The sequence below is a fragment of the Mesorhizobium sp. M0815 genome (assembly GCF_040319995.1).
Lineage (GTDB): Bacteria > Pseudomonadota > Alphaproteobacteria > Rhizobiales > Rhizobiaceae > Mesorhizobium.
Map to the genome: position 1 here is coordinate 234,254 of NZ_JAMYOU010000003.1, position 14,562 is coordinate 248,815.

The window sequence follows — 14,562 nt, forward strand, 5'->3', positions numbered from 1 at the left end:
GGCTCAAATTGGCGATACCGCTATCCGGCGCTTCTGAGCCAGACCAGCATCTCGCCGGGGTCGCGGTTGTGCCAGGCGAAATGCGGCACGGCGCCGACTTTCACTTCCTCGACCGCCGGCGGTTCGGTGCGGTAGAGCCCCTTTCCAGTTTTCGAAAGTCTCCTTTTGGCAATCGCCGAAAGCGTGACGCCGCCGCCCAGACGGTTCGCTGCTTGTGTGCCTCGATCTCAGCCGTTCGCGGCAGAGCGATGCGGTGCCGTGGCTGGAATTCGACGCGCAAAAGTCCGCCGCGTATTTTGTGCGATTCCGTCAAGCTGTTGTACACGACAGTTTTGAACCCTGATGCCGCGCCCGCGTACTCGGCCCTTGAGAATCCTCCAGCCTTCGGCAACATGGCGGCAAAGCTGAGAGTGTGAGGATGAGCAAGGTCATTTCCGCCGCATCGCGGCGTCAGTCGGCGCCGCGCAAGCCGCCGATGGCGCTGACCGAGGCGCTGGTCGCCCGCACCTTGCGGGCGGTCGAGGACGCCGGGCCGACGCCGGGCATGGTCTACATGACCGATGCCGATTACGCGCGCATTCGCGACGAGGTGCTGGCCGGCGCGCCGGCCGGGCCGGTGAAGCTGTTCGCCTATGGTTCGCTGCTATGGAAGCCGGCCGGCGAGGTCAGGGGTGGCGAACGGGCCGTAGCGACGGGCTGGCACCGTTCGTTCTGTTTTACGGTGCAGCGCTTCAGGGGCACGGTGGAGCAGCCCGGCCTGATGATGGCGCTCGACCGCGGCGGCCAATGCCAGGGGATGGTGTTCGAGATCGCCGAGCCAGTGGCGGCCAATCTCGAAGCGCTGCTGCGCCGCGAGATGACCATCCTGCCGGCCGTCAACGTGCCGCGCTGGCTGCAGGTCAGGACGGGCGACGGCATGGGCCAAGCGCTTGGTTTCGTTGTCGATCCCGCCAATCCGCGCTATGCCGGCAAGCTCGAAAAGCGAGCGATAGCGGCGACCCTGGCCACGGCCGTCGGCCATTGGGGTTCGGGCGCCGAATATCTGTTCGAGACCATTCGCCATCTCGACGCCTGCGGCATCCGCGACCGCAATCTCTGGCAGCTGCAGGAACTTGTGGCCGAGGAGATCGGCCGGGCGCCGCCGTCGGGCTTTATTCGTCCCTGAGCCAGACCAGCATCTCGCCGGGATCGCGGTTGTCCCAGGCGAAGTACGGCACGGCGGTGACTTTCGCTTCCTCGACCGCCGGCGGTTCGGTGCGGTAGAGCCCCTCTTCCCAGTTTTCGAAAGCCTCCTTTTTGGCAATCGCGGAAAGCGTGACGACGCCGCCCAAAAGGTTTGGCTGTTTGTGTGCCTCGATCTCGGCCGTTCGCGGTAGAGCGATGCGGTGCAGCTGGCTGGAATTGTCGGTCTCTTCGATGCAATAGATCAGCGGTCCGCGCGCCAGTGCGACGCGGCCAATATCCTGCCGCACCTGCGGATTGGCGTAGAGGCGGTCGACGGCCATTTCGAGATCGAGCTCGACGCGGTCGCCCTTGCGCCATTCGCGGCGGATCGCGGCATAGCCGTCACTGGTGACAGCATCCAGATCGATATCGGCGCCGTTGACCTTGAGCGTTGCCTTGCGGCACCAGGCCGGCAGCCGCAGGTGCAAGGTGAACTCGGTCGGCGCTTCCGGTTCGACGGAGATCGAGACCGCGCCGTCCCAGGGATAATTGCTGGTCTGGGTGAGCTCTATCTGCGCCCCGGCGATATCGAAACGAGCCGTGCCGTTTCCATAGAGGTGGACGGCAAGTGCTGTGTCCGACAGGCCATAGAAATAGCTGCCGATCGAGGCGACCATGCGCCCGACATTGGGCGGGCAGCACGGGCAGCGATGCCATTTCCAGCGGTGGTGGGCGCCGCGGCTTTCGAGCGGATTTTCGTAGAAGAACAGCGAGCCATCGAGCGACAGGCCCGAGATCGAGCCGTTGTAGAGGGCCCGCTCCATGATGTCGGCGTAGCGCGCATTGGGACCCATGCCGAGCATGCGGCTTGCCCAGAACACCAGGCCGACCGAAGCGCAGGTCTCGGCATAGGCGGTGTCGTTGGGCAGGTCGTAATCGGCAGTGAAACCCTCATTGTGCGACGATGGCCCGAGACCGCCAGTCACGTAAAGGTTCTTGGTCATGAGATCGTCCCACAGCCGGTCGAGCGCCACCCGCAGCGTGTCGTCGCCATATTCGGTGGCGATGTCGGCCATGCCCGAATAGAGGTACATCGCCCGCACCGCATGGCCGACGACCTTGTCCTGCTCGCGCACCGGCCTGTGCGACTGGTTGTATTCGTAGGTCTTGAAATGATAGGCCTTGGGATCGGCGCCGCGGGCGCGCGCCTCCTCGTCGAAATAATGCGGCTGCTGGCCGCGCTGATCGATGAAGTATTTGGCAAGCTCCATGTATTTGCGCTCGCCCGTCACCCGCGCCAGCTTGACCAGCGCCAGCTCGATCTCCTCGTGGCCGCAATAGCCCTTCTTCTTGCCGGGCTCGGGACCGAATGTTTCTGCGATATGGTCGGCGTAGCGGCACATGATATCAAGCAGCTTGCGTTTGCCTGTGGCCTGGTAATAGGCGACCGCGCCTTCGATCAGGTGGCCGGCGCAATAGAGCTCGTGGCAATCGCGCAGATTGGTCCAGCGCAGGCCCGGCTGGATGCGCTGGTACCAGCTCGACAGATAGCCGTCGGGCTGCTGCAGCTTGCCATACATGTCGATGACGGCGTCGATCTTCTTCTCCAGCTCCTCGTTGCGGCGGCGGTAGAGCGAATAGGCGGCGGTCTCGATGGTCTTGCCCCAATCGCTGTCCCAGAACATCTGCGTGGTCACCGTCGAGCCGGTGAATTCGTTGCCGGCAGTGGCCGCCTCGTCCGGCGACGGTGAATGGAATGGAATGACGACGCCGGGCGACGGCCGGTCCGGATCGATCTGCTCGAGCATGCGCGCCTCGACGCAGCGATCGTAGAGGATGCCGGCGGTTTTGCTCGCGACGGCATCGACGCGGTCGCCCCAGAAGCCGCGCACGTCGACCTGCGGCACCGGCAGCGGACGGAAGGCGAGTTTTGGCTTGGCGCCCTGACTGGCGGATGGCGATGCGGTCATCAATTCACTCCGTTCGATTTCTTGTGGTCACTTCACGGCCCCTGCCATCAGGCCGCGGATGTAGAAGCGCTGCAGCAGCAGGAAGAGCACCAGGCACGGCACCATCATGACGGTGACGCCGGCCTGCACGGCGCCCCAGTCGATGGCGCCGAAGCGGCCGGACTGCAGTGCGGTCATCATGATCGGCAGCGTGAATTTGGACTGGTCTGTCATCAGCACGAGTGCTGCCAGAAACTCATTCCAAGCGCCGAGGAAAGCGAACAGCGCAATGGTGACGATGCCCGGCCAGACCAGCGGCAGCATCACCCTCAACAGCATGGTGACATTGTTGGCGCCGTCCATGCGCGCGGCCTCCTCGATCTCGCGCGGCACAGCGTCGAAGGCGTTGCGCATCATGAAGATCGAGAACGGCAGCTGCAGCGTGACGTAGACGCAGACCAGCCCGGTCAGCGTGTTGTGCAGGCCGATTTTTGTCAGCACCAGGAAGATCGGCGTCAGGATCGACTGGAACGGGATCATGATCGTCGACAGGATGACGACGAAGAGCAGGTTCTTCAGCGGAAAGCGGAAGCGCGAGAAACCGTAGCCGGCGAGCACGCTGACGATCACCGACAGCACCACCGTCATGACCGAGACATAGATGCTGTTTTGCGCCGGCAGCCAGAGGCCATCGCCGAAGGTGTTGAGCGTGGCGTAATTCTCTAGCGAAAAGCCCGTCGTCGGCCAGGGCGGCAGCGGCGGCTGGCGCGCCTCCTGCGCCGGCTTGAAGGCCGAAAGCACCGTCCAGGCGATCGGTGCCAGGAACAGAATGGATGCGATGATGCCGGTCGCATGCTCTGCGAACTGCATACCTATCCGGCGTTTGCGGCTGCGGGCCTGCGCCATCAGTCGACCCCCTCTGGCTGGCGCAGCAGCCGCAGCTGGATGAGGCTGAGCGCCACCAGGATGACCAGCAGGACCATCGAAAGCGCCGCGCCGTAGCCGAGCTTGAACGACACGAAGGACTGGTTGAAGATCCAGTAGACGGCGGTCAGCGTCTGGTTGCGCGGGCCGCCGCGCAGGATGATGTAGAACTGGTCGAAGGCAAGGATCGAGCCGGCCACCGACAGGATCAGCGCCAGCGCCAGCGTGCGGCGCATCAGCGGCAGGGTGATGGCGCGAAACCGCGCGAATGGCCCTGCCCCGTCGATCATCGCCGCCTCCTGCAGATCCGGCGGGATCGACTGCAGGCCAGTCATCAGGATGATCATGGTGAAGCCCGCCACCTTCCACACCACCATGGCGATGATCGACCAGAAGGCCGGCTGGAAGGTCGCCAGCAGGTTGAATTTCTTCTCGGTCAGGCCAAGCTCGAAGGCAGCCGGGCTGAACAGGCCGGAATCGACATTGAGCAGCCACGACCACAAAAGGCTCGCCGAGGCAAAACCGATGACCGCCGGCATGAAGAAGGACGTCCGGTAGAAGCCGGTCAGCTGCCGCGGCCTTTCGATGAACAGCGCCAGCGGAAAGGCGACGGCAAAGATCGCGATCGTCACCACCACCGTGTAATAGCCGGTGAACTTCAGCGCGTTCCAGAAGCGGGTGTCGCGCAGGATCGCCCAGTAATTGTCGAGCCCGACAAAGCTGTGCGCGCCCATCAGCGGCCAGTTGTGCAGCGACATCCAGGCGGTCATGCAAAGCGGCACGATGAAGAAGACGACGACCAGGGCGACGGCCGGCGCGACATAGAGCAGGCCGATCCACTGCCGGCGGCCGGCGCCGACCAGTTTGTATGCGCGTGCCGGGGTGGCGGTGGTTGCTGTGATGGTGGTCATGTCTGGCCGCTCGGTGGTTGAAGGGCAATCACATCGGGAGAATACCCCCACACCCGGATTCCAAACCTATTTGCCAAGGCAAATGCGGGCAAATCCGACCTCTCCCCGAGGGGAGAGGAGGTCGCCAGCGTTGACGCCAGCCTCTTCTCCCCAGCGGGGAGAAGGTGGCCGCGAAGCGGCCGGATGAGGGGGTCTTTTCTCAACGCGATAGCCCTGCTGTTAGCGCTGCGTCCCCCTCCCCCTTGAGGGGAGGGTCCGGCCGAAGGCCGGGGGTGGGGTCGTCTGCGAAGTGCGCCGACAGAAATGTCGAGCACTGCCGCGATGACCCCACCCGGACCTGCGGTCCGACCTCCCCTCGAGGGGGAGGTGGAGCCGGCGCTACTTCTGCGGCGCCGAATCGATGATCGACTGCATGGTCTCCTGCGCGTTGGCGATGGCGCCGTCGACGTCTTCACCGAAGAAGACCTCGTTCATCATCTGGTTCCACGGACCGTTGGCCGAGTTGATCAGGTCGTTGAACACCACCGAATAGGGCGTGCGGCCCTTGGACATTGCCTCCGCGGCGACCTTGTAGCGCGGGTCGAGATCTTTCAGCGCCTCATTGGCGATGTCGCCGCGCACCGGCAGGCTGCCGTATTTCGCCAGGATGGTCTGGCCCTCGAGCGAATAGGCGAAGTCGAGAAACTCCTTCACCACCGCGACCTTGGTGGTGCCCTTGGTGACGACGAAATTATCGCCGCCGGCAAACGACGACCAGGCGCCGTCCTTGCCGGGCAGGAAGGTGATGCCGTAGTCGATGTCGGGATATTGCGTGTTGAGCGCGCCGATGGCGAAGGCGCCCGACGGCGAGATGCCGATATTGCCGGTGGCGAAGGCGGCAAAGAAGTTGGAGCCGGTGTCGGTCTGCGCGCCTGATGGCACCAGGTCCTTCTTGACCATCGAACGGTAGAGGTCGATGGCGCCGCGCATCTGCGGCGTGTCCAGCGTCGCCTTGGAGCCGTCCTCGGTGAGGATATCGCCGCCCGAGGCCCAGATCAGCGGCGTGAAGGTGAAGATGTTGCAGCCGCCGCAATTGCCGGAGAAGTAGAAGCCCTTGATGTCGCCGCCGAGCGCGTTGACCTTCTCGGCGTCGGCTTCGATCTCGGCCCAGTTGGTCGGGCCCTTTTCCGGGTCGAGGCCGGCCTGCTTGAACAGCTTCTTGTTCCAGATCAGCACCGAGGAATCGGCCGAGAACGGCAGCCCGTAGATGCGGCCCTTATAGGTGCCGGTCTTGACATGCGCCGGCGACAGGCTGGCGAAATAGGGCAGCGATTTCGCCCAGTCGGTGATGTCTTCGAGCTGGCCGGCGGCAGCGAAGGACGGCGTGTAGATCAGGTCGAGCGACAGCGCATCGGGCGCCGTGCCGCCGGCGGCGGCAGCGCCGTATTTCGGGATGATTTCGGCGTTGGGGATGATGTCCAGCTTGATCTGGTTCTGATGCCCCTTGTTGAAGGCATCGACGATGCGCGGCATGAAGTTCGAGCCGTCGGCGCGAACCCAGATGTTGGCGGTATCGGCGGCGGCCGAGCCGACCGTCGCAAGCGTGCCGAAAATGCTCGCGGCGATGGCGAGCCCGGTAATGGTGGTTCTCATGCTTCTCCTCCACATGGTTTTAATTTAGCGTCTTAATTTAGCCGCGCCCCCACAAGCGGGTGACAATCGACACGGCCCGTTTCGTTCAGCCGTCCGGCGGACGGCCGCATGACTGACGCACCACCAGCCGGCACGGCAGTTTTCTGATGCCCGGCAGAGCGGGTTCGCCGCCGACGAGCGAAAGCAAGGCAAGGCCGGCCGCGCGGCCAAGTGCTGCGAGATTCATGTCGACCGAGGTCAGCGGCGGGCGGGTTGCCTCGGCGACGATCTGCCAATTGTCGAAGCCGATGACGCCGACCTCGTCCGGCACGCCGATACCGCGCTCGCGCAAAGCGTCGATGACGCCGCGCGCGATCTGGTCGTTGCCGCAGAAGACGGCATCGGGCTTTTCGCGCGTGCCGTCGAACCCCTCGCCGTCGAACAATTTTGCCACCGCCTCGTGCCCCCAGGCCTCCGACCACGGGCCGAGCAACGGCTCCATGACCGGCAAGCCGTTCTCGGCCAACACCGCGCGATAGGCCTCGGCCCGCGCGTGCACCACGGCAAAGCTCGCCGGACCGCTGACATGGGCAATGCGCCGCCGCCCGAGCCGGCAAAAGTGCTCGACCGCCAGCCGCGCCCCGCCGGCATCGTCAGACACGAAGGCGATGGCGTTTGGATCGGGCTCGGTAAAGGCATAGATCGCCGGAATGCCGAGATTGGCGAGGTCGACCGGCAGATGGCGGTCGATGCGCTTGCCGGTGGCGATGATGCCGTCGACGCGCTTGTCGAGCATGGCATCGACATGCAGCTGGGCAAGGCGCGGGTCGTCCTCGACATTGCACAGGAACACCGAGACGCCGGCATCGACCAGCGCGTCGGAAACGCCGGCCATCAGCGGCAGCGAAAAGCGGCCATAGGTGTCGTTGGTCAACAGCCCGACGGTAAAGGATCGCCGCCGCAACAGGCTCTGCGCCAGGCTGTTCGGGCGAAAGCCAAGCCGCTGCGCCGTCTCGCGAATGCGGGTCCGCGTCTCGGCGGTCATCCGCCCCTGCCCGTTCAGCGCTTTTGAGGCGGTGGCAACGCTGACGCCGGCAAGCGCTGCCACCTCACGCAAGGTGACCGGCTGTTTGACAGGCGTTGGCTGCGCGTCGGACGCCATGATTTGGATATCGATCCTCCCATTTGAGAAAAGCTTTTCTCTTACCGGCCTGCGAGGGCGCTGAATGGTGAAGTCAGCGGACGCCGGGCGGTTTGGGAAAAGGTTTTCTCAGAGAGAGATTAGGAGAAGGTGGTGGGGATGGCAAGTGGGATGATAAGCAGGCGAGGCGGTTGTTCGTCATGACCGCCTTGCGCCGGGCGAGACGGGCTGGCCGGCCGGCGAATTGGCCTGCTTGGGGGTATTCTTTTGTTGGCGTCTGGCGAGGATGTTCCAGCCGTCGAAAACACCCTGCCCCGCCAGCCCTGCCATATATGATCCAAACTGACTGGAGGCGACTTTGCTTATACGGAAACTATCCATAGAGAATGTCCGGAGCTTTCTTGACCGGCGCGAGATCAGTTTTGATGGGAACATTTCGATCCTGATCGGGCCGAACGGTGGGGGAAAGACCAACCTACTCGATACGCTGGTCGGTATGCTTAGACGGCACGTTTTTAATGCGCCCTACTACGCACATACACCCACTATTGACGAACCAAATCGCTGGGAGACCCGATACAACGACTCCCTCGATCAGCTGACTTTTGAGAAACACAGCGCGGCGCGGGAGCTAGGTCAGGTGATTGAGCTCGAGCTGGAGGTTGGCGCGCAGGACGTCGAAAACATGCAGGCCATTCAGGCCGATGCTACCGACCTCCGCAATGGATTGAACAGGAAATTCTATCCCGATCCGTGGCAAGGCGTCGAGAATTGGGACGTCTCAAAGATCGCCGCAGGGCAGCGGGTCACTGCCGTATGGCGCGACGGATCTGTGCAGCAACCGGCGGAGCAACCTGCCCGCGACTTCCTTGCGTACCTGCACGTCTTTGAAGGGGACAACACTTTGAGAGCCCAAGCCGGTAAGGCGGCGCTGCAACTGCCGATGATATACCTGCCCGTCAACCGGGCAGCTAACGGATTTAGTTCAGCGATAGGCCTCTCCGGCTACAACGACTACGACCAGAAGCGCACATCCGACGCCGCATCTTCCCGCAGCGGCTTCGACATCGTCTCCCTCGCTATCGGGCGCATGGCCCAGCGATACCGCCTCCTGCAGGAGGAGTCGAATGTCGAGGCTCGCAAGAAATTTCGAGAGGACGAGAACCTCCAGGAGCTTTCGGCAGAGCTGAAAGCACTCGGCTATACATGGGATCTTGTCACGGTCGATCCGCTCAGCAACTCCTATGACGTGCGTCTGACCAAACAGGGATCGTCGTTCTCGGTAGGCGCCGCCTCATCGGGCGAACGCGAGCTTCTCACTTACCTGTTCGCGATATTTGCCCTTAATGTTCGGAACGCTGTCATCATCGTCGACGAACCGGAACTTCACCTCCATCCTAAGTGGCAAACTGCCCTGTTCGCCCTGTTCGAGAAGCTGTCGAAGTCTACCGGTAACCAATTCGTCATGGCGACCCATTCGCCAACGTTCATCTCGCCGGCATCAATCCAGTATGTGTCCCGGGTCTACAGCGAGAACCAGCGGAGCAATATCGTCCGCCTAAGCGCCGCAAGCCTCCCCAACGCCAAGCATCTGTTCAACATAGTGAATAGCGAAAACAACGAGCGTGTGTTCTTCACCGACACCGTGGTGCTGGTCGAGGGACTCCACGACAGGATAGTGTTCGAGCGAGTGCTTGATATCGTGGCCAAGAAGCACGCGCTGAACGCTCCCTCGGTGGAGGTGGTGAGTATCGGCGGAAAAGGCCTATTTCCAGCTTACCAGCAGCTTTTGGACGCGTGCAAGGTCGGCTGGTGGGCCGTTGCCGACCGCGACTACATCGAGCAAATCGGGAATCACGCTGTAAAAGCGCTCTTTGTGCTGGATACGGGAGAGATCAAGAAAGACGTCATCGACAACCTTAAGAGCCTTGATGGCGCTGCGTTGGTTGAGCGCATCGACAAGGCCATGGACGCCCAAAGCTGGGCCGATGCCCAGGACATCTGGGCCTATATCAAATCTCGTCGCGTCCGGCTGAAGGAAACCCTGGATGAAAATGAGCAGGCCATCCTTGCCGCATTCATTGAGCAGAAGAAGGCCAACGGCATCTACCTTTTGCCGCGCGGCGACCTGGAAGATTACCTCCCAGAGGGCTATCGCTCCAAGGACACCCAGAAACTGATCAAGCTGGTGTCGTCAGACGATTTCTGGAATCAGCTTGAGTTCGGTGTCCGTGATGAACTTGAGCGCATGGCCCTAGATTTCCTGGGCATTACAAGCGAGGTGCCGGCAACTGCTAAAGCTCAACCGCCCGAGCCACCTGCAGAAGCAGTCGGCGGGCCGCAACCCGCCGCCTGACTCATATCGCAGGAGCCGCCCGCTGCAACCTTGCCAACCTCCCGACGGTCGCGCTGCGCCTTTTGCCATATCGACGCCGCTTTATAGTTCGACGGAGGAGGTGTGATTTCAATGGTTTCCAATTTCGAAGACGAATTTCGTCCGGTCGACGACATACTCCGTTCCGGCCATCGCACGAGGGGGGTGGATGCTTTCACGCTAACGTACCTCCGCGCCGAACGTCAAATCCGGAAGATTTTCACGCATCTTATTTTCCAATCAGAAGCCTTTGAACACGCCAATAGCCAACAGCTGCGCCAAACGATTCACGATGCGCCTAACCTCTCCTACAAGAAGCTGACCGACGGCATCGAACGTCTCGCCGACATCACCGTTGCCGATATGGTCGGTGCTGAATACGACCGGCTCTCTAAGGTGTTGCGGAAGGCCAAGCGATATCGGGACAAACTTTTTCATGGTCAGTTGCCCGACCAGTATGTGAGCACCGAGGAATTTATCGAGATTGAGAGGGACATAAGGGCTTGGTGCGGGCTTCTCGGGGCCGGCGCCTTGAAGGTCATTGGCTACGATGGGATCCTCGATTCTCATCGCAAGCTAGAACGACCTGAGATTGTGAAGCGTGTGACCGGGTTAGTGCCGAACCTAGGGGCCTACACAGAGTTTCTTAAGAAGCTGCGCTGACGTCTCAGTCTGTACTGCCGATCGGCAAACGTCCGCGATGGCTCACCCAACAACACGCTTTCTGCGCCTGCGATTCGTGAGGCGCTCTCCTGCTCGACCCCCTTCCTGCTCCACCATTGACGGCATCGTCCGAAGGTTGGGTCTACCTAGACTAGGTTGGGGAGCCAGTCGCGTCCTTCATTGCTTAAAACAGTGTTCGCGATGCCATTGCAAGAAGCGAGGATGCGGGCGTTCAAACTGTCGACGGGGCGTAAGTGCTCGACCGGTCTTGTTTATGAATGCTTGCACGCTGTCGACATCATTGACCTGCCGGGAGATCAGGATTTCCAAGTCATCGGATAGGCTGATCAGTCCGCGATCGAACATCCAATGCGCTGTGCCAGACAGTGCGATCCCATTGTTGATGACATCCGGGCCGTTCGCTTCGACCGGTCGAATATGCGCGGCAGAAACCTCTGCTCGCCCGCCGCCATTTATCAACTTGAGTCCCGTGATCGCGCACCGCTCATCATAGGCGCGCAAGACGATGCGACGGAAAACGCGATCCCGCACTATTCGTGATCCGATGTAGTTTACGCGATCACGGCTCTGCTCGAATTCGAATGGCGCTTGCTCATCCTGAAAACCAGCAGATGTGTCGACCTCATCAACGCGCGGCAGCAACGACCCGTTCGTGTCCAGGCCCAGATCGATGATGCGGTTGAAATCGGCTGGACTGATTGGGCGGACGGCCGCTTGGGCGCGACCGGAAATCCGTCCCTGGTCGTTGAATAAGCCTCGTTCAACGAGACCATCAGATCCGTTAAATGGAACCGGATTGACGAAATCGAGATAGGTTCCGGGCTCAATCAGAGCGAGGTACATATCAGGCGTCACAGGATCGGGGATGACCTGTTGGACCTTGGCTACGGCGAAATAGCCGCGGCTGTCTTCTACCTTGCTGGGCTCATAGTAGATGATCCAGTCTTCAACGCGGCGCAGATACTGGCTAGGAAACTGGTATTGCTCAGCGGGGCGGTCGTTGTAGATCGAATCTGACCGGTGAATGAAGACCCCGAATCCCATGATCTTTTTACAATTCGTTCTTTGGAGATATCTGCCTCAGATGTAATACCAATCCGATCTTGGGAGCGTAGTCCAGGCCGGAGAAGCTTTTCCCCAAAGTATCGGTCTTTGGAAGCGAATAGGAAAAAGCTCCTCTGATCCGCCCTTTCTCGCTGCTGCGGACTTCTTGATTCAGCCACAAGCCCAAATTGCTGGATTTGGCAGCCCAGGAAGCGTAGGCTTGGTTTTTGGTTCAGCGATGGAACAGAGACTGGCCGCAATTCTGGCTGCCGATATGGCGGGCTACAGTCGGCTAATGGAGGCCGATGAATCCGGCACGCTCGCACGCCTTCGCACCCATCGCATAGAACTGGTCGATCCCGCCATCGCGAAGAACAAGGGCCGGATCATCAAGACCACCGGAGACGGCATGCTCGTTGAGTTCCAGAGCGTGACCGATGCCGTGAAATGCGCCGTGGAAATCCAACAGCGCATGAAACGGCGCAATTCGGATGTGCCGCAAGAACGGCGTATCGAATTCAGGATCGGCATAAATCTCGGCGACATCATTTTCGACGATGATGATATTTTCGGCGACGGCGTCAATATTGCCTCTCGCATCGAGCAACTCGCCGACGTCGGCGGTATCTGCGTGACCGCAGCGGTGGCGACGCAAATTGCCGACCGTCTCGAAATCGCCATGGAGGACCTGGGCGAGAAGACGTTAAAGAACATCAGCCGCCCGGTTCGCCTCTATCGCGTTGGGTTTGACAGTCCTGTCCTGCCACAAGTCGAGGCAAAGCGATCCATCTCGAAACCTTCGATAGTGGTGCTGCCATTCAGCAACATGAGCGGCGACCCAGAGCAGGAATTTTTCGCGGACGGACTGACCGAGGACATCATCACCGAATTGTCCCGCCACCATGAGTTGTTCGTCATCTCGCGCAATTCCGCCTTCGTCTACAAGAACCGCGCCGTGAATGTGCGCGAGGTGGCCGAGAAACTCGACGTCCAATACCTGGTGGAGGGAAGCGTCCGCAAGATCGGCGACAGGGTGCGCGTGACGGTTCAGCTCATCGACACGGCGAATGACGCTCATATTTGGGCAGACAAATATGACCGGAAGCTGGTCGATATATTCGCGATTCAGGATGAGGTGACCGCGGCGATCGCAGCCACGCTGCCCGGTCGTGTCGAGGCGGCTCAGCGGGACCAGCTCGCGCGGGCGAAACCTGCAAACATGGCCGCGTATGAATGTGTACTTGCTGCCAAGGTGCTGCATCACCGAAGCACGATTGCGGATAATGAACGCGCGCAGACCTTGATAGAAAGGGCCGTCACGCTCGACCCCGATTATGCCCATGCCCATGCCTGGCGGGCCTGCATTCTTGGCCAGGCCTGGGTCCATAACTGGTGCGAAGACAGGGATGCCGTCTGGAACAACATTATGGCAGCGCTGGACAGGGCGCTGGCGCTGGACAACAACGATGCCGATGTCCACCGCATCCTCGCGGCAGTGAACGTGAACAACAATGAGCTGACCACAGCGCGCTACCATCAAGAGCGGGCGCTGGCCCTCAATCCCAATTACGACCTCGTGGTGGTGCAGCAAGGCGAGTTATTGACGTGGCTGGGGAGGCCGGAAGAGGGAATTGAATGGATCCGCAAGGCAATGCAGTTGAACCCGCACCACCCGGAGAGGTTCTGGAGCCATCTGGGAAAGGCGCATTTTGCCGCGCGCCAGTATGGCGAGGCGATCGAAGCTTTCATGCATCTGTCAACCATGGACTCGGTTCAGCACGCTTTCGCCGCTGCCTGCTACGGCTGGCTCGGCGACGAAATCGCGGCCGCGGCGCATCTAGGCAAGATCAGAACGCTCGATCCCCAATTCGACCTCGATTCATTCATCGCCACCCTGCACTATGCCCAGGAGTCTGATGTGCAGCACGTCCGCGAAGGACTGCTGAAAGCCGGTATTGCCCGCCTGTAGCCAGCCCGTAATTACGAACCAGATCCAATCGGGGACAGGCAAAAAAGACCGCCCCCACCCGACGCGGACCTCGTGGCATGGCCGAACGACGGGCAGGTCGGAGACGCTTTTCCCACGGTATCGGTCTTTGGAAGCGAACGGGGAAAACCCCTCCACCTGAAAAAGCGCCGCGCTAGTTGACGGTGCAGTTCGCACAAGACCCGCACGGCCGCCCCGACAGAAGGAACCCGCCATGAGAAAACTCATCATCACCGAATTCATCAGCGTCGATGGCATTGCCGAGGTTGAAAAGCTGCCTAGCGTGGCCTGGAACGATGAAATGCAAAAATTCAAGGACGACGAGCTTGCCGACAGCGGCGCCATGCTTTTGGGGCGCACGACTTATCAGATCTTTGCCGGCTCGTGGCCCAAGGAGACCGGAGATTTCGCCGACCGGTTCAATGCGCTGCCGAAATATGTCGCGTCGACCAGTTTGCAGGCGCTCGACTGGCAGCCGGCCGAGCTGCTGACTGGCGCCTTGCCGGACGCGGTCAGAGGGCTGAAGCAAGGCAGCGGCGGCAACATCTATGTGCATGGCAGCCTCAGCGTCGCGCAGGAACTGCTGCGCCACGGCCTTGTCGACCGCATCCGGCTGCTCAGCTACCCCGGTGCTGTCAGCCAGGGCAAGCTGCTGTTCCCGCCCGGCGCGCAATTGCCGCTCGAGCTGGTGTTTGCCAGGCAATTCAGCAACGGCGTGGTGGCGCTGGAGTATGCGGCGGGGAAGGCGTGATGAGCCAATCTCCCCCCTTGAG

General features: G+C 61.2%; 12 protein-coding genes. 5 read left to right on the forward strand and 7 right to left on the reverse strand.

The features are described 5' to 3' along the window. Positions 1 to 20: 20 nt before the first annotated feature. Positions 21 to 104, reverse strand: a complete 84-nt coding sequence (locus tag NKI01_RS06160) for a hypothetical protein (RefSeq protein WP_352481318.1) — start codon at positions 102 to 104, stop codon at positions 21 to 23. Between the two features lie 314 nt (positions 105 to 418). On the opposite strand from NKI01_RS06160, the gene NKI01_RS06165 reads away from it, so the two are divergent. Next, positions 419 to 1,165, forward strand: a complete 747-nt coding sequence (locus tag NKI01_RS06165) for a gamma-glutamylcyclotransferase (RefSeq protein ID WP_352818344.1) — start codon at positions 419 to 421, stop codon at positions 1,163 to 1,165. On the opposite strand, the gene NKI01_RS06170 is transcribed toward NKI01_RS06165, so the two are convergent. The 5 genes from NKI01_RS06170 to NKI01_RS06190 all read right to left on the reverse strand — a co-directional run bounded on the left by NKI01_RS06170 (position 1,152) and on the right by NKI01_RS06190 (position 7,721). Beyond that, positions 1,152 to 3,134 (reverse strand): glycoside hydrolase family 127 protein, encoded by a 1,983-nt coding sequence (locus tag NKI01_RS06170; protein ID WP_352962251.1) that lies wholly within the window; start codon positions 3,132 to 3,134, stop codon positions 1,152 to 1,154. The genes NKI01_RS06165 and NKI01_RS06170 overlap by 14 nt on opposite strands. Before the next feature lie 27 nt (positions 3,135 to 3,161). Beyond that, on the reverse strand, positions 3,162 to 4,019 hold the full coding sequence (locus NKI01_RS06175) for a carbohydrate ABC transporter permease (RefSeq protein ID WP_352481296.1): 858 nt from the start codon (positions 4,017 to 4,019) through the stop codon (positions 3,162 to 3,164). Further along, the gene (locus NKI01_RS06180; RefSeq protein ID WP_352962254.1) at positions 4,019 to 4,948 is read right to left on the reverse strand and encodes a carbohydrate ABC transporter permease; all 930 of its coding nucleotides are present in this window, start codon (positions 4,946 to 4,948) and stop codon (positions 4,019 to 4,021) included. The genes NKI01_RS06175 and NKI01_RS06180 overlap by 1 nt, the downstream gene beginning before the upstream one ends. 378 nt (positions 4,949 to 5,326) lie before the next feature. Further along, entirely contained in the window at positions 5,327 to 6,580 is a 1,254-nt protein-coding gene (locus NKI01_RS06185) for an ABC transporter substrate-binding protein (protein WP_352496165.1), read from the reverse strand. Positions 6,581 to 6,665: 85 nt separating this feature from the next. Next, entirely contained in the window at positions 6,666 to 7,721 is a 1,056-nt protein-coding gene (locus NKI01_RS06190) for a LacI family DNA-binding transcriptional regulator (protein ID WP_352962258.1), read from the reverse strand. Positions 7,722 to 8,058: 337 nt separating this feature from the next. Here NKI01_RS06190 and NKI01_RS06195 point away from each other — a divergent pair, with 337 nt between their 5' ends. Together NKI01_RS06195 and NKI01_RS06200 are read left to right on the forward strand one after the other, a co-directional pair. Further along, on the forward strand, positions 8,059 to 10,056 hold the full coding sequence (locus NKI01_RS06195) for an AAA family ATPase (protein WP_352962261.1): 1,998 nt from the start codon (positions 8,059 to 8,061) through the stop codon (positions 10,054 to 10,056). A 111-nt stretch (positions 10,057 to 10,167) separates the two neighbouring features. Then, positions 10,168 to 10,737 carry a hypothetical protein gene (locus NKI01_RS06200; protein WP_352962264.1) on the forward strand — a complete coding sequence of 190 codons (570 nt, stop codon included), beginning with the start codon at positions 10,168 to 10,170 and terminating at the stop codon, positions 10,735 to 10,737. A gap of 177 nt (positions 10,738 to 10,914) precedes the next feature. Here NKI01_RS06200 and NKI01_RS06205 read toward each other — a convergent pair whose 3' ends face one another. Next, a complete protein-coding gene (locus NKI01_RS06205; protein ID WP_352962267.1) occupies positions 10,915 to 11,802 on the reverse strand; it encodes an HNH endonuclease in 888 nt (295 codons plus the stop codon). A gap of 238 nt (positions 11,803 to 12,040) precedes the next feature. Between NKI01_RS06205 and NKI01_RS06210 the strand changes: the two genes are divergently transcribed. Next, entirely contained in the window at positions 12,041 to 13,771 is a 1,731-nt protein-coding gene (locus NKI01_RS06210) for an adenylate/guanylate cyclase domain-containing protein (protein ID WP_352962364.1), read from the forward strand. Positions 13,772 to 14,003: 232 nt separating this feature from the next. Beyond that, positions 14,004 to 14,540 (forward strand): dihydrofolate reductase family protein, encoded by a 537-nt coding sequence (locus NKI01_RS06215; RefSeq protein ID WP_352962270.1) that lies wholly within the window; start codon positions 14,004 to 14,006, stop codon positions 14,538 to 14,540. Positions 14,541 to 14,562: the final 22 nt, after the last annotated feature.